This window comes from Cupriavidus sp. FW305-46, assembly GCF_058787075.1.
The window spans coordinates 1-18,461 of sequence record NZ_JBYSZI010000065.1 but is presented as its reverse complement, the minus strand read 5'-3'; the positions used below and the strand labels follow the sequence as shown (position 1 = coordinate 18,461).

Below are 18,461 nucleotides of genomic sequence, written 5' to 3'. Positions count from 1 at the left end.
AACGTGGGCGCCGACTTTATGCAAATTCAGAAGAAACCAGCCCATTCGGCGGCCCTGCGCCGCAGGCTGATGCAGCTCGCGCTGGCCGCGATGCTGGCCACTACCGGGTGGTGCGCACTGGCGCCGCGCGCACAGGCGCAGGAAGTCGTGACCGCGCGCCAGTTGCGCCTGCTGGCCGGCGCGCAGAAGGAGATCCGCAGCGCGCAACCGGTGGAGCGCGTGGCGGTGGGCAACCCGGCGGTGGCCGATGCGCTGGTGCTGCGCACGCGCGGTGCCCCCAGCGTGCTGCTGGTGGCCAAGCAACCCGGTGTGACCGACGTGATGGTGTGGACGCGCGGCGGCGCCGAGCCGCTGACCTACAACGTGCAGGTCGATGCCATCGCGCCCGATGCCGATGGCGCGAAGCTTGGCTATTCCGCGGCAGGTGCCTCCATCACCGGCCAGTCGCCCGATGCCTATGCCGCGGCGCGCGCGCAGGCCGCGGCGCGCGCAGCCACCAACGGCAAGACCGATGGCAAGCCCGGCCTGGTGGTGGACCGCTCGACCGTGCCGCTCTCCGGCACCGTGCAGGTCGACGTCAAGGTGGTGGAGATCAGCAAGACCGTGCTCAAGGAAGTCGGCATCAACTTCTTCCGCAACAACTCCGGCTTTGCCTTCGGCACGTTCTCGCCATCGACGCTGAACAAGTTCACCTTTACGCCCGGCAGCGGCGGCGCGCCGGGCAGTTTCAGTGCCGACATCGCGTCGCCGATGAGCAATGCCTTCAACCTGGTGGCCGCGTCGCTGACCCACGGCATCTTCGCCAATATCAGCCTGCTGGAGGCCAACGGCCTGGCGCGCGTGCTGGCCGAGCCCAGCCTGGTGGCGCTGTCCGGCCAGAGCGCCAGCTTCCTGGCCGGCGGCGAGATCCCGATCCCGGTGCCGCAGGCGCTGGGCACCACTACGATCCAGTTCAAGCCATTCGGCATCGGGCTGACGGTGTCGCCCACGGTGCTGTCGGCCGACCGCATCGCGCTGAAGGTGGCACCGGAGGCGAGCGATCTCGACCCATCGCGCGGCATCTCGATCAATGGCGCGGTGGTGCCCGCCATCGTCACGCGGCGCGCCGACACCACGGTGGAACTGGGTGACGGCGAGAGCTTCGTGATCGGCGGGCTGGTCAGCCGCAACACCGTCAGCAACGTCAACAAGGTCCCGGTGCTGGGCGACCTGCCGGTGATCGGCGCCTTCTTCAAGAACCTGAATTTCCACCAGGAAGACCGTGAGCTGATGATCGTGGTCACGCCGCGCCTGGTGAAGCCGCTGGCCAAGGGCGCGCCGGCGGCGCAAGCTGTTGGTGCCGATGGCCGCACCAACGGCAACCCCAATGTATGGGGCTGGTATGTGCTGGGCGAATACGCGGACCCGACTTTGCCGGGTTTCTCAAAATAGCCGCCGGCCGTGCCGGCAGGCATGGCCAACGGCTTGAGGCAGAGAGATGGACTATTTTCTGTTGCATGCAACACAGGGCGAAGTGAAGGACTGGCTGGGCAAGGTCCTGGGCGGGCTGGGCACGCTGGTGGCAGAAGGCGGCGCCCAGGAAGCCTTTCTCGAGCGCGCGGCCCAGCTGCGCCCGGGGCTGGTGTTCCTGCATTTCTCGACGGAGCTGGCCGGCGCGTCGGCGCGGCTGGGCGAGCAGCTGCTGCGGCTCTTCCCAGGCCTGCCGCTGGTCGCGGTGGGCCACGCCGACGAGCCCGGCATCATGCTCGCGGCGCTGCGCGTGGGTGTGAAGGACTTTATCGACCTGCGCGACGCGCCTGCCGATGCCGAGGCCGTGGTCAAGCGCCTGGCCGTGCCGGGCGAGCAGGTGCGCCCGGCCGAGTCGGCGCGCGAGGGCAAGATCGTGGCGCTGCTGGGCGCACGCCCCGGCGTGGGCGTGACCAGCCTGGCCGTGAACCTGGCCGCGGCGGCACGCCGCCACCTGCCGCTGAACGAAAAGACCGACGCGCGCGCCGAAGTGCTGCTGCTGGACCTGGGCCTGCCGGCGCGCGACGGCGCGCTGTACCTGAACCTGAGCCCGGGCTTCCACTTTGTCGAGGCGGTGCGCAACCTGCGCCGCTTCGACCAGGTCTTCGTGCAGACCGCGCTTACGCGCCACGGCAACGGCTTATGCGTGCTGCCGCTGCCCGCGGCGCTGGGCGAGCTGCGCGACATCTCCTACTCCGAAGCCATCAGTCTGCTGGAGCGGCTGCGCGCGTTTTTCGACATGCAGATCATCGACCTGGGCGGCTTCGGCAATGCCGAGTTCACCGCGCAGATTGTCAAGGCCGCCGACAGCGTGGTGCTGGTGGCCGACCAGAGCGTGGGCGCGATCGTCTCGGCGGCGGAGCTGGTGCATGAACTGCGCGCGCGCGAGGTGGAGCGCGACGACCTGCACCTGCTGGTGTCGCGCTTCGATGCGCGCCTGGGCGTGGATGCCGCGCAGATCGCGCACCGCGTGGGCGTGCAGTCGGTGGGCACGCTGCCCGACAGCCGCGCACCGCTGGTGCTGGCCATGAACCGCGGCGCGGTGCTGGCCGACGACGATCCGCACGACCCCTATGTGCGCGCGCTGGCCGACCTGCTGGCACGACTGGGCTACCGCGCGGCGCAGGCCAGGGAAACCAGCCTGCTGGCGCGCATGAAGGACAAACTGCCTGAGGCGCTGCGCGCGGTGCGCGTGGCACGCATTGGAAGCTGACATGACGCAAGCGATTGAATTTTCCGACCACGCCCCCGCACCGTTCCCGGTCTCGCAGGAATTCCAGAACATCAAGGAAGCGGCGCACGAGCACCTGCTGACCCGCATCGAAGAGCTCGGCGCAGAGTTCGGCCGCTGGTCGCGTACCGCGATCCAGCGCTTTGTCGACCTGGAACTGGAGAGCTTTACCCGGTTGCGCCGTATCCCCATCAACGAGGCTGAGCTGCGCCAGATCGCCGAGGCGCTGACCAAGGAGTTGGCCGGCTTCGGCCCGATCGAAGACCTGCTCAACGACCCTGCGGTGGAAGACATCCTGGTCAACGGCCACCTCGACGTCTACGTGTCGCGCCACGGCGTGCTGGAGCGCATCCCGGTGCGCTTTAACGACAGCGGCCACCTGCTGCGCATCGTGCGCCGCATCCTGGCGCCGATCGGCAGGCGGCTGGATGAGTCCAACCCGATGGTCGATGCGCGCCTGCCGGACGGCGGCCGCATCAACGTGGTGATCCCGCCGCTGGCGCTGGAGGGCCCGGTGGTGTCGATCCGCAAGTTCCGCAAGGACCCGATGACGCCTGCTGACCTGCAGGCGCTGGGCACCATGAGCCCCGAGATCTGCGACCTGCTGCAGGCCGCGGTGCAGGCGCGCTGCAATATCCTGGTGAGCGGCGGCACCAGCTCGGGCAAGACTTCGCTGCTCAACGCGCTGGCCACCTTCGTGCCGACCACCGAGCGCGTCATCACCATCGAGGACACCGCCGAGCTGGCGCTGAACCATCCGCACGTGGTGCGGCTGGAAAGCCGTCCCGGCGGCTTCGAGGGCACCGGCGTGGTGTCGATCCGCGACCTGCTGCGCAACAGCCTGCGCATGCGCCCGGACCGCATCATCGTGGGTGAAGTGCGCGGCGGCGAGGTGCTGGAAATGCTCCAGGCGATGAGCACAGGCCACGACGGCTCGATGGGCACTATCCACGCCAGCAGCCCGCGCGAATGCCTGTACCGGCTGGAGATGCTGGCCGGTTTTGCCGGCTTCCAGGGCAGCGAGGCGAGCCTGCGCCGGCAGATCGCCAACGCCATCGACTTCATCGTGCAGATCGCGCGGCTTTCCAACGGCAAGCGCCGCATCGTCTCGATCACCGAGATCACCGGGCTGGGCGACAACATCATCTCCACCCAGGAGCTGTACCGCCACGAGCCCTACGTGAACCCGGACGGTACCGAGACTGACCGCTGGCTCTCGCTCGGCCTGCTGCCGCACTCGCCCAAGCTGGCGCGCATGCGCGGACCGGGCTTCATGCTGGACGACCGCTTCGATGTCTAGCGCCACGCTGCTGCTCGCCGCCATGGCCCTGGTCATCACCGGCCTGGGCCTGCTGCTGCTGGCCAGCGCGCAGGCGCGTGCGCGCCGCGAGCAGCAGCAGGCCTTCCTGCAGGCGCAGACCGAGCAGGTGCGCCTGCGCTATGCGCAGGCGCCGGATCCGGCGCTGCAACTGCCCGCGCGCGACCTGCGCCGCCGCTGGGACGACTTCCTGCGGCGTGCCGACCTGGCGCCGACGCGCCGCACCGCCATCGTCTGGATCACGCCGGTGGTGCTGTGCACGCTGGCCGGCGCGGTGGCGGGGCAATGGCTGGGCGCAGTGTCGGCCCTGATCGTGGCGCTGGCAGTGGCGGCGTTCGCGGCATGGAACCGCGTGCGCCGCCTGCACAAGAAGCTGCTGTCGCAACTGCCCGGATTCCTGGACGGTGTGGTGCGGCTGATGACCATCGGCAGCAGCGTGCCGGCGGCGTTCCAGAACTCCATCGCCAATACCGAGGCGCCGCTGCGCCAATGCCTGGTGCAGGCAATACACCTGCAACGCGCTGGCAAGGAGCTGGACCAGGCGGTGCTGCAGGTCGGGCGCGTGTACAAGGTCGAGGAACTGGTGCTGGTGGCTTCGGTGCTGCGCCTGTCGGTGCGCTACGGCGGCCGCGCCGATGTGGTGATGGAGCGCACCGCTGCCTTCATGCGCGACCGCGAACAGGCCCAGCGCGAGCTGATGGCGCTGTCGGCCGAGACCCGGCTGTCAGCGTGGATCCTGGGGCTGCTGCCGTTGGTGGTGGCCGGCGGCCTGTTCATGCTGAACGCGGGCTACATCATGATGATGTGGAAGGATCCCACCGGCAAATCGATGCTGCTGTCGGCCCTGGCGCTGGAAGTTGCCGGGGCCTTCATGCTGTACCGGCTGGCCAAGTCGATCTGAGCGGCATGCCAGCACGCAGACAAGAGCCAACATGGACCGCCTGACACTGATTTCGCTCAGCCTGCTGGTCGCCGCTTGCGGCGTGGGCGTACTGACGCTGCCGCTGTTGCGCGACTGGCGCCAGCGCCGGCTGGCGGCGCGCACCATCGACGGCGCGCTGGCACGGCAGCGCGCGGCAGAAGCCGCCCAGGCCACGCACGCCACGGCTCCCGCCGCGCCGCAGGGCAGGGGCGGGGCGGCTACGGCGATCGGGGCGCAACTGGGCGCGCGCGTGGGCGAGCGCATCAACGCCCACTGGCTGGATTCGCGCCTCGGGCGCGCGGTGGTGACGCCGGAAGACCAGCAGTTGCTGGAGCAATGCGGATGGTACGGGCCGCAGTCGCGCATGCTGTTCGGCGTGCTGCGGCTGGGGTTGCCGTTGGCCCTGGCGCTGGCTGCCATGCTCTGGCACGTGGGCGCGGGTGCCTTCGCCATCGTCGCGTGGGGCTTCGGCACGTTTGCGCTGGCCTACCTGGCCCCCAAGTGGCACCTGCGCCGCCGTGCCGCGGCGCGCCTGCGCATGGTCGATGACGAACTGCCGGTGCTGATCGACATGCTGCGCCTGCTGCAGGGCGTGGGCCTGTCGATCGACCAGAGCCTGCAGGTGATCGTGGCCGAGTTCGGCAGCATGCTGCGCGTGCTGGGGCCGGAGCTGGCACGCGCCAACCAGCAGTTTGCCTCGGGACGCTCGCGCGAACAGACGCTCTTGCGCATCGGCCGGCTGTTCGACAGTGAAGACCTGAAGAGCCTGATCACGCTGCTGACGCAGGTGGACAAGCACGGCGGCGCGGTGCAGGAGCCGCTGCGCCTGTTCGGCCTGCGCATGCAGGAGGCGCGCAAATCGCGCATGAAGGACGAGATCGGCCGGCTCACGGTCAAGATGACCGCGGTGATGGTGGTGAGCCTGCTGCCGGTGCTGCTGATCCTGACCGCGGGCCCCGGCTTCCTCGGGGTGATCCGCATGCTGGCACATATGGGAGGGACGCGATGACGCGCTCAGTCGGTCCGGCGCTGGGCCGGATCTCGAAAACGGCGGCGTGCCTGCTGCTGGCGGCGCTGTCCGGCTGCGCCGCCAATCAGAACGGGGCCGCGGCCATGCATGACCGGGCCGAGGCCCAGGTGGAACTGGCCAAGCTGCGCGACAAGACCGCGCGCGCCGAATACAGCGAGCAGGCGGTCTACCTGGGCCTGATCCGCAAGATGCAGCAGGACGGGCTTTACTTCGCCTCGCTGGCGCATATCGAGGTCTACGTGAAGCGCTTCGGCGCCGGCCCGGAGATCCAGGCGATGCGCGCCGATGCGCTGCGCGAGACCGGGCAGGACAAGGCTGCCACCGATGCTTACCAGCAACTTGCAGCGACGTCGCAGGGCGAGCAGGCCGCGCATGCGCACCACGGGCTCGGCCTGCTGGCGGGGCGCCAGGATGACTTTGCGCGCGCCGTCACCGAGCTGCGCCAGGCCGCCGCGCTCGACCCTGTCAATCCGCGCATCTCCGGCGACCTGGGCTATGCGCTGATGCGTGCCGGCGCGCTGCAGGACGCGCGCGTGCCGGTGATGCAGGCGCTGGAACTGGACGCGCGCAATCCGCGTGTGATCAGCAACGCCGTGGTGTGGCTGATCGCCGACGGCAAGCGCGCGCAGGCCAACGCCATGATGCAGAAGGCCGCACTGCCGGAAGCCACGCGCAGCGCCATCCGCAAGGAAGCCGACCGCATCGCCCGCGCCACCGCGGCGCGCGACCGCGCAGCGGCCCGCCCTGCGCCGGCAGTGCGGGCGCCATCGAAACCCGCCACCACCGCACCGGCCACCTCGGTGGCGGCCGTGGCCGCAACCGCAGGGGCTACCCCATGACCGCGATGTTCCGCATTGCCATCCCCGCGCTCTGCCTGCTGATGCTGGCGCCCGCCGCGCAGGCGCAGACCGACCGTGCCACGACCGAGGCCGCCGCCACCGGCATGCCGGCAGGCAGCCCGGCACAACGCGAGATTGGCGCCGACACGCGTGCCATCCTTGCCATCCAGCGCGAAGGCTCGCAGGCCGGCCCCATGCTGCCGATGCACGGCGAGCAGGCCGCGCTGGGCTATGAGCGCTACATGAACAGCTTCCGCTTCGCGCTGCCGGAGTTCTACACGGGGCAGGCCAACGCCAGCACCGCGCGTGCCGGCTCCGCCGGCCAGATGATGGGCGGCAAATGAGCTTGCGCCAGCCGCGGCTGCGCCGGGCAGCCACTTCGGCACGCGGCGCCATCAGTGTGATGGCGGCGCTGCTGATCGCCACCGTGGCGATTGCCGCGCTGGTGTCGATCGACGTGGGGCATGTGTTCATGCGCCAGCGGCAGTTGCAGAACATGGTGGACCTGGCCGCGATGTCGGCGGCGCAGCAGCTCAAGCGGGCGGATACGCCGGCCAATCTCAACGGCGCCGTGCTGGGCACCGTCAGCAATATTGGCGCGAAGAACGGCTATCCGTCAGGCATTGCAATGGGTTGCGGCGATGCCACCGGTGGCGGCGCGGATGCCATGACTGCCTGTCTTGGCGTGTGGGATCCGGCGAGCGGCGGCCCGAAGCATTTCAGCGCTACGTATGAAGCAAGCAAGGTCTCGCCCAATGCCGTGCGCGTGCAGGCCACGCAGACTGTGCCAATCCTGTTCGTGATCAATGGGGGGAGCGGCCGGCAGCTGTTTGCGGAATCGATTGCCAGTGGCAGTCCGCCGGTGGCGGCGTTTTCGCTGGGTACTGGGTTGCTGGACGTCTCCACCGCCAACAGCATGCTGAGTGTGTTGTTGGGCAATACGGTGAGCTTGTCGTTGGTGGACTGGCAGGGACTGGTCAATACCACCGTGACGCTGGACCAGTTGCGGCTCAAAGCGGATGTCGGCACGGTGGACCAGTTGTTGAATACTTCATTGAACCTGCGTGATTTCTACGCGCTGGTGCTTGGCGCCGCTGGCCGCGACGCGCTGCTGACGACGATGCTGGGCAGCCCGCCAACCGCGCTCGGGGCCAGCGGGGCGGCTGCTACGGTGTCACTGGCCAGGCTGCTTGATCTTGGTGTGATGGCGCCTGCGGCATCGTCGGCGGTGGAGGTGGGCCTGAACGTGGCGCAGTTGCTGCTCGCCTCCGCGCAGGTGGCGCGAGGGGATACGGCAGTTGCCCTGCCGCTGAACATACCCAATCTCCCGCTTGGCCTGGGGGGCATCAGCGCCAACCTGCGCGTGATCGAGCCGCCGGTGACGGCGGCAGGTCCGGCGCGACAGCTCTCCAGCAACCCGGACACCTGGCAAACGACCGCAAGCTCATCCCAGGTAAAACTGACCCTGATGCTCCAGATCACCTCAAATATCCTGAAACCGGTACTGGACGCCAACTTGAACGTGCCGCTCTATCTCGATGTGGCCAACGCCACCGCCGACCTGACCAAGCTGCAATGCGCGGCAAATCCTGGGGACCGCCGTGCCACGATGCACGTCAAAAGCGGTCTCGTTACGGCGTGCCTCACCGATGGCTGCACGGGTAGCGATGTGGTACTCGGCCAGGCTAAGCTGGGGCTGTTCGACATTGCGGACGTGATTGCCACGGACGTCCCACGCTATGGCAGCACGGCTGGCCAGGAGGTCACGCTGGCACCGGGCGGGCATGCGCAAGTTGGAACCGCCGATCCGTTTGGCGGGTTGTTCTCGCAAGTGCTGGCCCTGAAGGTGCGGACCAAGCTGCTGGGCATCCTTAGCGTGCCCATTGATCTCGGCCCGCTACTCGCGCCGGTCGGGGCAGCGCTCGACGCATTGATCCCGCCGCTGCTCGCCAGCCTCGGCATCCAGCTAGGCACCGCCGACCTCTGGGTCCACAGCATCGACTGCAACAATGCCGAACTGGTGTACTGAGCCATGATCGCGCCAAACCGCCTGATGGCAGAAATCGAATGAAGACAGACCGCTGGGCCTACGAAAACCTTGAAGTCTACGTGTGGGAAGGCAAGTACGAGATTGCCGACCGCGTCACGCGTTTCCTGGCGCCGCTGGGCGTGGACGTGATCCGCGCCGGCGCGCTCGATGCCTTGCCCGCCGAGCCGCGCCTGAAGCCCTGCATCGCCGTGATCAGCGTGTCGGTGATCGGCGCGGCGCGCTTCTCGCTGGACTGGGAAGCCGCGCACGGCATGCCGGTGATCTGGGTGGCCGGCCCGGGCCGCGAGGCCGATCCCGGCCGCTTTCCGCCGGAGTACGCGCATATCCTTGCCGATGACTTCACCGGCGCCGACCTGCGCAGTCAGATCGGCAAGCTGCTGCCGCAACTGCTGGCCACGGATGCGCCCGGCGAACGCGAGGCGGACCTGGTGGCCGGTTCGCCGGCGATGCGCCAGCTGCTGCAGCATGTTGAAACCTTTGCCGACTTCGGCAGCAACGTGATGCTGTACGGCGAAACCGGCGCGGGCAAGGAACGCATTGCGCGCCTGTTCCATGAGCGCAACGGTACCTACGGAAAGGGACCGTTCGTCGCGGTCAACTGCGGTGCGATCCCCGACGGCTTGTTCGAGTCGCAGTTCTTTGGCCATGCCAAGGGCGCGTTCACCGGCGCCTCGTTCGCGCACCGTGGCTATTTCGAGCAGGCCAACGGCGGCACGCTGTTTCTCGATGAAATCGGCGACCTGCCGCTGTTCCAGCAGGTCAAGCTGCTGCGCGTGCTGGAAGAGAACGTGATCACCCGGCTGGGATCGACCCTGGCGGTGAAGCTGGATTTCCGGCTGGTGGCGGCGACCAACAAGGACCTGCGCGACGCGGTGCGGCAGGGGCGTTTCCGCGCCGACCTGTTCTTCCGCCTGGCGGTGATCGAGATGCGCATCCCGAGCCTGGAAGAGCGTGGCCAGGCCGACAAGGTAGCGTTGCTGCAGTCCTTCCTGCGCCATATGCTGGGGGAATCCGGCTTCGACGCGCTGCCGCCGATGCCTGACTGGCTCAAGGGCGCGGTCGGCACCGCCTATTTCACCGGCAATGTGCGCGAGCTGCGCAACCTGGCCGAGCGTGTGGGCATCACCGTGCAGCAGACCGGGCACTGGGACGAAGAGCGCATCCGGCCGCTGTTCCGCTCGCTGCATCCGGGTGCGTTCGATGGCGGCGAGCGCAACGACCTGCGTGCCGATACGGAAGAGCGCCGCCGCATCCTGGCCGCGCTCGATGCCAATGGCTGGCGGCGGCAGGACACGGCGGCAAGCCTGGGCATCAGCCGCAAGGTGCTGTGGGAAAAGATGCGCAAGTACCAGATCGCCGACAGCGAGGCCGAGCCGGTCTGAGCGCGCGCATCAGGACACGCCTCAGGGCAGGCGGATCTCCTTCACGTCGAAGTGCGATTCGCCGATCAGCTCCTTGTCGTATTCGCCGACCAGTTCCACTGTGGTTTGTGCATCCACCGGCTTCTGTGCCGGCCAGAGCTTGGCCTTGATCTTCACCTTCATCTGGCCGGTGCCGTCCGAGAACAGGTAGCGCTCGTCGCCGACGCTGCTGACGATCTTGCCGCGCAGCACGGCCTGCTGGTCGTCCTTGCCATCTGCCTGCAGCGCCTTAACGGTCATCACCGGGACGGCCGACGGGCCGGTGTACTGGGCGCTGGCGCCGGCGGCGGCCAGTCCCAGCACAAGGGTCAGGGCAGTGGCGGTCAGGATGCGTTTCATGTGCGTTCTCCGTAAATTTCAAATTTGGGGCGACTGCATGCATGATGCGCGCGCCCGCCTGAACCGTTGCTGAACGGGCAGTCAGGTCGCAACGCATTATGATGCGGGTTTCGCCTTTGCATCTATCGGATCCCGGATTGCGTTTCCTTCACACCGCCGACTGGCATCTCGGCCGGCTCTTCCATGCGCGCAGCCTGCTGGAAGACCAGGCCCATATCCTCGACCAGTTTGTCGAACTGGTCCGCACCGAACGCCCCGACGCCGTGCTGATCGCGGGCGACGTCTACGACCGCGCCGTGCCGCCGCCTGAAGCGGTGGCCTTGCTCGACGACGTGCTGGGCCGCATCGTCATCGACACCGGGGTGCCGGTGGTGATGATCGCCGGCAACCATGACAGTGCGCAGCGGCTGGAATTCGGCGCGCGGCTGATGCGGGCCCAGGGCCTGCACGTGGCCGGCCGCACGCTGGCCGAGGCGGCCTGCGTGACGCTGCACGACACTCACGGCGAGGTGCGCATCTACGCGCTGCCGTACGCGGAACCGGCGGTGGTGCGCGATGCCATGGGCACCGACCTGCCATCGCATGAAGCCGCGCTGCGCGCGCAGCTCGATGCCATCCGCGCGGTGCATCCGCCGGGCGTGCGTGCCGTGGTGGTGGGCCACGCCTTCGTGGTGGGCGGCGCGGCAAGCGAATCGGAACGGCCGCTGTCGGTGGGCGGCAGCGGCGCGGTGGCCGCGGACCTGTTCGCGGGCTTTGACCTGGTGGCGCTGGGCCACCTGCACCGGCCCCAGACGCTGGGCGGCGGGCGCGTCCACTATGCGGGCTCGCTGCTGAAGTATTCGCTGTCAGAGTGCGCGCACGACAAGTCGGTGTCGCGCATCGAACTGGGCGCGGACGGGGCGGTCGCCATCACGCCGGTGCCGCTGCAGGCCCTGCGCGATGTGCGGGTGGTGGAAGGCGAACTGGCCGCGGTGCTGGCGGCGGGTGTCGATGATCCGCAACGCGATGACTACATCCACGCGCGGCTCACCGATACGGGCGCGCTGCTGGACCCGATGGCCAGGCTGCGACAGGTCTATCCCAATGCGCTCGCGATCGAGCGGACTGTGCTGGCGCGCACCGGCACGGCTTCGGAGGCCGGGCGCAAGTTGCGGCAACTGGGTACCGGCGAGCTCTTTGCCAACTTCTTCCGCGAAGTGGCGGATGCCGAGCTGGAACCGGACCAGCGTGCCGTGCTCGACCAGGTGCTGACCGGGATCGCCGCCGCGGACAGGGAGTCGGCATGAGACCGCTGCATTTGACGCTGCAGGCCTTCGGCCCCTTTGCCGCGACCGAGCAGGTCGGTTTCACGCGGCTGGGCGAGCAGGCCTTTGTGCTGATCCACGGCCCGACCGGCGCGGGCAAGACCACGCTGCTCGACGCGATCTGCTTTGCGCTGTACGGCGATACCTCCGGCGGCGAGCGCAGTGCGCAGGCCATGCGCAGCGCCAACGCCGCGCCCGCGCTGCGCACCGAGGTGACGCTGGAGTTCAGCCTGGGCGCGCAGCGCTGGCGCGTGGTGCGCTCGCCGGTGCAGGAGCGGCCCAAGCAGCGCGGCGAGGGCTGGGTGACCGAGCCGGCCAAGGCCCAGCTGGACCTGCATGACGGCAACGACTGGGTCAGCAAGGCCAGCCAGCCCGCCAGGGTCAGCGATGCCGTGCGCGACTTGCTGGGCTTCGACAGTGCCCAGTTCCGCCAGGTGATCGTGCTGCCGCAGGGGCGCTTCCGTGAATTGCTGACCGCCAGTTCGCAGGCGCGCCAGGCCATTCTGGAGCGTCTGTTCCGCACCGAGCTGTACCGGCGCGTGGAAGAGCTGCTGAAGGCCGAGGCCGCCGGCATCCGCCGCGATGCCGAGCGCATCACCATCCAGCGCGACGAAGCGCTGCGCCAGGTTGGGGTGGCATCGGCGCAGGCGCTGGCAGAGGGAATCGAGACATTGCAGGCCGAGTTGCGGGCGCTGCAAGGGCAGGAACAGGGCGCGCGCGCCACGCTGGCCGCAGCGCAGGCGGCGCTGGGTGCCGGCGAGCAGGTGGCGGCGCGCTTGCAGGAACGCCAGCAGGCGCAGGCCGGGCACGCCGCGCTGCTGGCGCGCCAGCCAGCCATGGAGGATGAGCGCGCGCGCCTGCACGCCGCCCAGCGCGCCGCGCGTGTCAGGCCAACACTGCAGGCGTGGCAGGCCGCGCAGCGCGACCAGGCCGCCAGCGCCGTTGCCTTGACGCAGTCTGGCGAGCAGGCGGCGCGCGCCGCGCAACAGGCCACGCAGGCGGCTGCTGCATTGCAGGCCGAAACGGCACGCGCTGAAGCGCGCCAGTCCGCGCAGCGCCGGGTTACGCAGCTGGCAGACATGCTGCCGCGCGCGCAGCAGCTGGGTGCGCAGCTGGCCGCGCTGCAGGCGGCCGAAGCCAGGCAGGTGGCAGCCGCCACCGCGCGCGAACGCGCCGCTGCACAGCTTGCCACGCGGCAAGCCGATGCTGTTGCCGCGGAGTCCGCGCTGGCGCAAGGCCAGCTTGCCGCGGCGCAGGCACAGGCCACGGCGTTGCAGCTGGCTGCGTTGCAGGAACGCGCGCGGCAGCTTGACCGTCATCAGCAAGCTGCTCGGTCGCTGGATACGGCGAACGCGCAGGCCGTCACCGCGGCCGCGGCTGAACAGCAAGCCCTGCGCCAGCGCGAGCAGTGCCGCGCCGCGCTGGCCGAAGCTGAAGCCGCCTGGCGCGCCGGGCAGGCCGCGCGGCTGGCCGCAAGCCTGGCGGCGGGCGATGCCTGCCCGGTCTGCGGCAGCACCGCGCACCCGGCCCCGGCGCAGCACGTGGCGGCGCCGCTGTCGGACCAGGCGCTGGAGCAGGCCCGCCACGCCGCGCTCGAGGCCGAGTCCCATGTGGTGCGCTGCACCGGCCAGCACCAGGCGGCACAAGGCGCCATTGCCCAGGCGCGCGAGCGGCTGGACGAACTGGCGCAGGCGCTGGGCGAGGTCGGCGACGAGTCCGCCCGCAAGTTGAAAGCCGAGATCACGGGACTGGAAGCGGCACTGGCCGAAGGCCGGCAGGCGGCGGCAAGCCTTGCGCAACGCGAAGCCGCCATCGTCAGCTGCCGCACGGCGCTCGCAGCGGCGGAAGCCGCCAGCCGCGATGCCGTCGCCGCCGCCGATGCCGCTGCCCAGGCGCTGGCCCACTGCCGTGGCGAATGGCAGGCCAACAGTGCGCAGGTTCCCGAGGATTCACGCGACCCCGTGGCGCTGGGCGAGGCCCTGCGGCAGGCGCAGGCCATGCTCGCCGCGCTGGACCAGGCGCTGGCCGGTGCGCAGGCGGCAGAGCGCCAGGCAGCGGCGGACGCGGCCGGGGCACAGGCCGGACTGGTCTCGGCACAGCAGGCACAGGCCCAGGCGTCTAACCGCCTGGCCGAGGCCGAATCCGTGCTTGTGCAGGCGCTCGCGCAGCAAGGCTTTGCCGATGTGCAGGCCCACGCCGCCGCCTGTCTGGGCGACGATGCCATGCAAACGCTCGACGCGACGCTGCGCGCGTTCGATACCCAGCTGGCCACAGCCGCCGACCGGCGCGAACGCGCCGAGGCCGCCGCGCAAGCGCTGGACGCGCCAGACCTGGACGGCCTGCGCGCAGCGCGCGATGCGTCGGCAGCCGCGGTGGAAGCCCTGGTCCGGCAACAGGCCGAGCGCGGCCGTTCGCGCGACACGCTGCTGCAGTGCCAGCTGCGCCTGCAGCAGCTTGACGCGCAGGGGCGCGACATCGAGGCACGCTATGCGGTGCTGGGCCGGCTGGCCGAAGTCGCCAACGGCAACAACCCGCGCCGCATGACCTTCCAGCGCTTCGTGCTGGCCACGCTGCTCGATGAGGTGCTGGAAGCCGCGTCCGCGCGTTTGCTGGCGATGAGCCGCGGCCGCTATGTGCTGCAGCGCGTGCGCGAGCAGGCCGACCAGCGCAGTGCGGGCGGACTGGATATCGAAGTGTTCGACCACGATACCGGCGCGGCGCGGCCGGCCAATACGCTGTCAGGCGGCGAGGGCTTTCTCGCGTCGTTGTCGCTGGCGCTGGGGCTGGCCGACGTGGTGCAGTCGCGCGCGGGCGGCATCCAGCTCGACACGCTGTTTGTCGATGAAGGCTTTGGCACGCTCGATCCCGAGAGCCTGGACTTTGCCATCCGTACGCTGCTGGACCTGCAGCAGGCACGGCGGCTGGTGGGGATCATCTCGCACGTCACCGAACTGCGTGAGCGCATCGACGTGCGGTTGGAGGTGCGCCCTGGGGTTGGCGGCAGCCGGGTACTGATGTCGGGCGTGGCGACACCCGCGTAGTGCGGCGAGGCTTCCCCGTCAGCCGACAAATACCTGGCGGCAACGAATCGCCATCACTTGCGCTTCAAACGCGCGGGCGGCTGCCCGCGCCAAGCGCGCACGGCGCGACAGCGGGGGCGCGCGGGATTGCACGCCGGCGCCTCCCGGGGCAGGCGCGGGGGATTGCAGTCGATCCTTGCAGGGTGTCAGTCCCCACGCCTGCTGCGTGACATGCAGGATGCGCGCAAGCGCCGCTGCATGGGGCGTGGATAAAATCGGGACGTGGACGGTGGCCATGACGGGCTCCTCGTTCTTGCTTGTTGCCAGGGCCGCCCTGCGCAGCCGGGTGGTCCGGTGGCTGCTGTGCGGGTGTTGCCTTGCCTGATTCCACAATAGCCCGCGCGGCCCCCGAGTCATATCGAGTGCGTGCCGATTGTGATGTCGGCCCCGTCCTACATACGGGGTGTGCCCGTCACCCGCGCGCGCTTATCGCACAATCTGGTTTGCCGACCGCCCGGTCGGCTTGACCGTCGCCGACGCGCAGGTGTAATCTGTTCATTCTGCGAATTCGAGTTCGTATATCGAACAAATCGGTTAACGAACAACGGTCCACACCACAAAACCAGACCACACGCAGACTGCTGGACTCGTTCAGAGGGAGGCGCCCAGCGCCGCCCGCCGCGACGAAACTCCTTCCGGCAGGATTACCGGAGACAGCCTTTCATGCGCCGCGTCTTGCGGCCCGCTCCGGTAGCCTGGCGGATCTTCCGACCTGGAACGCAAGTGATCAACAAGCTATACGACTCGGTGGAAGCGGCGGTCGCCGGCATCCACGACGGCGCCACCATCCTGACCGGCGGCTTTGGCATGGCGGGCATGCCGGCAGAGCTGATCGACGCCCTCATCGCGCAAGGCGCGCGCGACCTCACCATCGTCAACAACAACGCCGGCAACGGCGACACCGGGCTGGCCGCGCTGCTCAAGACCAAGCGCGTGCGCAAGATCATCTGCTCGTTCCCGCGCCAGGCGGATTCCTACGTCTTCGATTCTCTTTACCACGCGGGTGAGATCGAGCTGGAACTGGTGCCCCAGGGCAACCTGGCCGAGCGCATCCGCGCCGCCGGTGCCGGCATCGGCGGCTTCTTCACGCGCACCGCCTACGGCACGCCGCTGGCCGAGGGCAAGGAAACGCGCATCATCGACGGCCAGGGCTATGTGTTCGAGACCCCGATCCACGCCGACTTCGCGCTGATCAAGGCCGACACCGCCGACCGCTGGGGCAACCTTACCTATCGCAAGACCGCGCGCAATTTCGGCCCGATCATGGCGATGGCCGCCAAATGCGCCATCGTGCAAGTCAGCCACGTGGTCGAGCTGGGCGAGATGGACCCCGAACACATCGTGACGCCGGGCCTCTTCGTCAAGCGCGTCGTCAAGGTCGCCTGAGCGACAGGTAACAGGAGAATCCAGATGCAACGCCTGACCCGCGATCAGATGGCCGCCCGCGTGGCCAAAGACATTCCCGACGGTGCCGTGGTCAACCTCGGCATCGGCCTGCCGACACTGGTCGGCAACCACCTGCCCGCAGACAAGGAAATCCTGCTGCACAGCGAGAACGGCCTGCTTGGCATGGGCCCCGCGCCCGCGCCCGGCGAGGAAGACGGCGACCTGATCAATGCCGGCAAGCAGCCGGTGACGGTCAAGCCGGGCGGCTCGTTCTTCCATCACGCCGATTCGTTCGCGATGATGCGTGGCGGCCACCTGGACTTCTGCGTGCTGGGTGCGTTCCAGGTCTCAGAGAAGGGCGACCTGGCCAACTGGCATACCGGCGCGCCCGGCGCCATCCCCGCCGTGGGCGGTGCGATGGACCTGGCCATCGGCGCCAAGCAGGTGTTCGTGATGATGGAGCACCAGACCAAGCAGGGCGAGAGCAAGATCGTGCCGCAGTGCACCTATCCGCTGACCGGCATCGGCTGCGTGACCCGCATCTACACTGACCTTGCGACCATCGACGTGACCGCCGACGGGCTGGTCGCGCGCGACCTGGTCGAAGGGCTGAGCTTTGAAGAGCTGCAGCGCCTGACCGGCGTGCCGCTCAAGCAGGCCGCATAACCAGCAGACCCGACACACACCAAGAGAGAGAGACACACCATGACCGAAGCCTTTATCTGCGACGCCATCCGCACCCCCATCGGCCGCTACGGCGGCAGCCTGTCCGCGGTGCGCGCGGACGACCTTGGCGCGGTGCCTCTGAAGGCGCTGATGGCCCGCAATCCGAACCTGGACTGGAAGGCCATCGATGACGTGATCTACGGCAACGCCAACCAGGCCGGCGAGGACAACCGCAACGTGGCACGCATGTCGGCGCTGCTGGCGGGCCTGCCGCAAGAGGTGCCCGGTGCAACCCTCAACCGCCTGTGCGGCTCCGGCATGGACGCCACCGGCACCGCCGCGCGCGCCATCAAGGCCGGCGAAGCCACCCTGATGATCGCCGGCGGCGTGGAAAGCATGAGCCGCGCCCCGTTCGTGATGGGCAAGGCCACCAGCGCGTTCTCGCGCGATGCGCAGATCTTCGACACCACCATCGGCTGGCGCTTTATCAACCCGGCCATGCGCGCGGCCTACGGCGTGGACTCGATGCCCGAGACCGCCGAGAACGTCGCCACCGACTACAAGATCAGCCGCGAAGACCAGGACCTGATGGCGCTGCGCAGCCAGGAAAAGGCCTCGCGCGCGCAGGCCGACGGCACGCTGGCGCAGGAAATCACTCCGGTCACCATCGCGCAGAAGAAGGGCGACCCGATCGTGGTCGAGCGCGACGAGCACCCGCGCGCCACCAGCATGGAAGCGCTGGCCAAGCTGCGCGGCGTGGTCCGTCCTGACGGCACCGTGACCGCCGGCAATGCCTCGGGCGTGAATGACGGCGCCTGCGCGCTGCTGCTGGCCAGCGAAGCCGGCCTCAAGCAGCACGGCCTGACCCCGCGCGCCCGCATCGTCGGCATGGCCACCGCCGGTGTGGCGCCGCGCGTGATGGGCATCGGCCCGGCACCGGCGTCGCAGAAGCTGCTCAAGCAGCTCGGCATGACCATGGACCAGATCGACGTGATCGAGCTGAACGAGGCGTTCGCCGCGCAAGGCCTGGCCGTGCTGCGTGAACTGGGCGTGGCCGACGACGACAAGCGCGTCAACCCGAACGGCGGCGCGATCGCGCTGGGCCACCCGCTGGGCATGAGCGGCGCGCGCCTGGTCACCACCGCGATGTACCAGTTGCACCGCACCGGCGGCCGCTTCGCGCTGTGCACGATGTGCATCGGCGTGGGCCAGGGTATTGCGATGGTGATCGAGCGCGTTTGAGCGAGTTCGGTTGACCTCCCGCCGGTTTGCTCCCCTCTCCCGCTTGCGAGAGAGGGGCAGGGGGTGAGGGCCGGCAGTGGCGTACCGACACGCTGCACTTCGTCGACACGCCCGCCCTCACCCCAAC

The 18,461-nt window shown here is 69.1% G+C and carries 16 protein-coding genes; 14 read left to right on the top strand and 2 right to left on the bottom strand.

The window, feature by feature from the left end; all coding sequences use genetic code 11:
- Positions 1 to 18 precede the first annotated feature (18 nt).
- The 9 genes from AC3WON_RS25900 to AC3WON_RS25860 are packed head-to-tail and all read left to right on the top strand — an operon-like array spanning position 19 to position 10,278.
- Entirely contained in the window at positions 19 to 1,431 is a 1,413-nt protein-coding gene (locus AC3WON_RS25900; protein ID WP_492353026.1) for a type II and III secretion system protein family protein, read from the top strand.
- Between the two features lie 46 nt (positions 1,432 to 1,477).
- Positions 1,478 to 2,719 carry a CpaE/TadZ family protein gene (locus AC3WON_RS25895; RefSeq protein ID WP_492318187.1) on the top strand — a complete coding sequence of 414 codons (1,242 nt, stop codon included), beginning with the start codon at positions 1,478 to 1,480 and terminating at the stop codon, positions 2,717 to 2,719.
- 1 nt (position 2,720) lies between these two features.
- Positions 2,721 to 4,037 carry a TadA family conjugal transfer-associated ATPase gene (locus AC3WON_RS25890; RefSeq protein ID WP_492318186.1) on the top strand — a complete coding sequence of 439 codons (1,317 nt, stop codon included), beginning with the start codon at positions 2,721 to 2,723 and terminating at the stop codon, positions 4,035 to 4,037.
- The gene (locus tag AC3WON_RS25885) at positions 4,030 to 4,956 is read left to right on the top strand and encodes a type II secretion system F family protein (protein WP_035815910.1); all 927 of its coding nucleotides are present in this window, start codon (positions 4,030 to 4,032) and stop codon (positions 4,954 to 4,956) included. Before AC3WON_RS25890 ends, AC3WON_RS25885 begins: the two co-directional genes overlap by 8 nt.
- Positions 4,957 to 4,987: 31 nt before the next feature.
- Positions 4,988 to 5,986 (top strand): type II secretion system F family protein, encoded by a 999-nt coding sequence (locus AC3WON_RS25880; RefSeq protein ID WP_492318185.1) that lies wholly within the window; start codon positions 4,988 to 4,990, stop codon positions 5,984 to 5,986.
- Positions 5,983 to 6,846 carry a tetratricopeptide repeat protein gene (locus AC3WON_RS25875; RefSeq protein ID WP_492318184.1) on the top strand — a complete coding sequence of 288 codons (864 nt, stop codon included), beginning with the start codon at positions 5,983 to 5,985 and terminating at the stop codon, positions 6,844 to 6,846. Before AC3WON_RS25880 ends, AC3WON_RS25875 begins: the two co-directional genes overlap by 4 nt.
- Positions 6,843 to 7,190, top strand: coding sequence for a DUF3613 domain-containing protein (locus AC3WON_RS25870; RefSeq protein ID WP_492353025.1), 348 nt, complete (start codon positions 6,843 to 6,845; stop codon positions 7,188 to 7,190). Before AC3WON_RS25875 ends, AC3WON_RS25870 begins: the two co-directional genes overlap by 4 nt.
- On the top strand, positions 7,187 to 8,875 hold the full coding sequence (locus AC3WON_RS25865; protein WP_492353024.1) for a TadG family pilus assembly protein: 1,689 nt from the start codon (positions 7,187 to 7,189) through the stop codon (positions 8,873 to 8,875). Before AC3WON_RS25870 ends, AC3WON_RS25865 begins: the two co-directional genes overlap by 4 nt.
- A gap of 38 nt (positions 8,876 to 8,913) precedes the next feature.
- Positions 8,914 to 10,278, top strand: a complete 1,365-nt coding sequence (locus AC3WON_RS25860) for a sigma 54-interacting transcriptional regulator (protein ID WP_340521223.1) — start codon at positions 8,914 to 8,916, stop codon at positions 10,276 to 10,278.
- A 21-nt stretch (positions 10,279 to 10,299) separates the two neighbouring features.
- Here the strand turns inward: AC3WON_RS25860 and AC3WON_RS25855 are convergent, their stop codons facing one another.
- Positions 10,300 to 10,656, bottom strand: a complete 357-nt coding sequence (locus AC3WON_RS25855; RefSeq protein WP_492318180.1) for a YgiW/YdeI family stress tolerance OB fold protein — start codon at positions 10,654 to 10,656, stop codon at positions 10,300 to 10,302.
- A gap of 137 nt (positions 10,657 to 10,793) precedes the next feature.
- Here AC3WON_RS25855 and AC3WON_RS25850 point away from each other — a divergent pair, with 137 nt between their 5' ends.
- Both AC3WON_RS25850 and AC3WON_RS25845 read left to right on the top strand, forming a co-directional pair.
- The gene (locus tag AC3WON_RS25850) at positions 10,794 to 11,942 is read left to right on the top strand and encodes an exonuclease SbcCD subunit D (protein WP_439669590.1); all 1,149 of its coding nucleotides are present in this window, start codon (positions 10,794 to 10,796) and stop codon (positions 11,940 to 11,942) included.
- The gene (locus AC3WON_RS25845) at positions 11,939 to 15,001 is read left to right on the top strand and encodes an AAA family ATPase (RefSeq protein WP_492353023.1); all 3,063 of its coding nucleotides are present in this window, start codon (positions 11,939 to 11,941) and stop codon (positions 14,999 to 15,001) included. Before AC3WON_RS25850 ends, AC3WON_RS25845 begins: the two co-directional genes overlap by 4 nt.
- A gap of 18 nt (positions 15,002 to 15,019) precedes the next feature.
- On the opposite strand, the gene AC3WON_RS25840 is transcribed toward AC3WON_RS25845, so the two are convergent.
- Positions 15,020 to 15,277 (bottom strand): hypothetical protein, encoded by a 258-nt coding sequence (locus tag AC3WON_RS25840; protein ID WP_492353022.1) that lies wholly within the window; start codon positions 15,275 to 15,277, stop codon positions 15,020 to 15,022.
- A 486-nt stretch (positions 15,278 to 15,763) separates the two neighbouring features.
- Between AC3WON_RS25840 and AC3WON_RS25835 the strand changes: the two genes are divergently transcribed.
- Genes AC3WON_RS25835 through pcaF form a run of 3 tightly spaced genes read left to right on the top strand, consistent with a single transcriptional unit; the run spans position 15,764 to position 18,334 of the window.
- Positions 15,764 to 16,426 (top strand): 3-oxoacid CoA-transferase subunit A, encoded by a 663-nt coding sequence (locus tag AC3WON_RS25835; RefSeq protein WP_492318177.1) that lies wholly within the window; start codon positions 15,764 to 15,766, stop codon positions 16,424 to 16,426.
- A 24-nt stretch (positions 16,427 to 16,450) separates the two neighbouring features.
- Positions 16,451 to 17,092: a 3-oxoacid CoA-transferase subunit B gene (locus AC3WON_RS25830; RefSeq protein ID WP_492318176.1), complete on the top strand. Its 642-nt coding sequence runs from the start codon at positions 16,451 to 16,453 to the stop codon at positions 17,090 to 17,092.
- 39 nt (positions 17,093 to 17,131) lie between these two features.
- Positions 17,132 to 18,334 (top strand): 3-oxoadipyl-CoA thiolase, encoded by a 1,203-nt coding sequence (pcaF, locus tag AC3WON_RS25825; RefSeq protein WP_492353021.1) that lies wholly within the window; start codon positions 17,132 to 17,134, stop codon positions 18,332 to 18,334.
- Positions 18,335 to 18,461: the final 127 nt, after the last annotated feature.

Bases quoted from the DNA above. Each gene is read 5' to 3' on its own strand.
- AC3WON_RS25900 (WP_492353026.1), top strand. From the start codon at position 19: ATGCAAATTCAGAAGAAACCAGCCCATTCGGCGGCCCTGCGCCGCAGG.
- AC3WON_RS25895 (WP_492318187.1), top strand. From the start codon at position 1,478: ATGGACTATTTTCTGTTGCATGCAACACAGGGCGAAGTGAAGGACTGG.
- AC3WON_RS25890 (WP_492318186.1), top strand. From the start codon at position 2,721: ATGACGCAAGCGATTGAATTTTCCGACCACGCCCCCGCACCGTTCCCG.
- AC3WON_RS25885 (WP_035815910.1), top strand. From the start codon at position 4,030: ATGTCTAGCGCCACGCTGCTGCTCGCCGCCATGGCCCTGGTCATCACC.
- AC3WON_RS25880 (WP_492318185.1), top strand. From the start codon at position 4,988: ATGGACCGCCTGACACTGATTTCGCTCAGCCTGCTGGTCGCCGCTTGC.
- AC3WON_RS25875 (WP_492318184.1), top strand. From the start codon at position 5,983: ATGACGCGCTCAGTCGGTCCGGCGCTGGGCCGGATCTCGAAAACGGCG.
- AC3WON_RS25870 (WP_492353025.1), top strand. From the start codon at position 6,843: ATGACCGCGATGTTCCGCATTGCCATCCCCGCGCTCTGCCTGCTGATG.
- AC3WON_RS25865 (WP_492353024.1), top strand. From the start codon at position 7,187: ATGAGCTTGCGCCAGCCGCGGCTGCGCCGGGCAGCCACTTCGGCACGC.
- AC3WON_RS25860 (WP_340521223.1), top strand. From the start codon at position 8,914: ATGAAGACAGACCGCTGGGCCTACGAAAACCTTGAAGTCTACGTGTGG.
- AC3WON_RS25855 (WP_492318180.1), bottom strand. From the start codon at position 10,656: ATGAAACGCATCCTGACCGCCACTGCCCTGACCCTTGTGCTGGGACTG.
- AC3WON_RS25845 (WP_492353023.1), top strand. From the start codon at position 11,939: ATGAGACCGCTGCATTTGACGCTGCAGGCCTTCGGCCCCTTTGCCGCG.
- AC3WON_RS25840 (WP_492353022.1), bottom strand. From the start codon at position 15,277: ATGGCCACCGTCCACGTCCCGATTTTATCCACGCCCCATGCAGCGGCG.
- AC3WON_RS25830 (WP_492318176.1), top strand. From the start codon at position 16,451: ATGCAACGCCTGACCCGCGATCAGATGGCCGCCCGCGTGGCCAAAGAC.
- pcaF (WP_492353021.1), top strand. From the start codon at position 17,132: ATGACCGAAGCCTTTATCTGCGACGCCATCCGCACCCCCATCGGCCGC.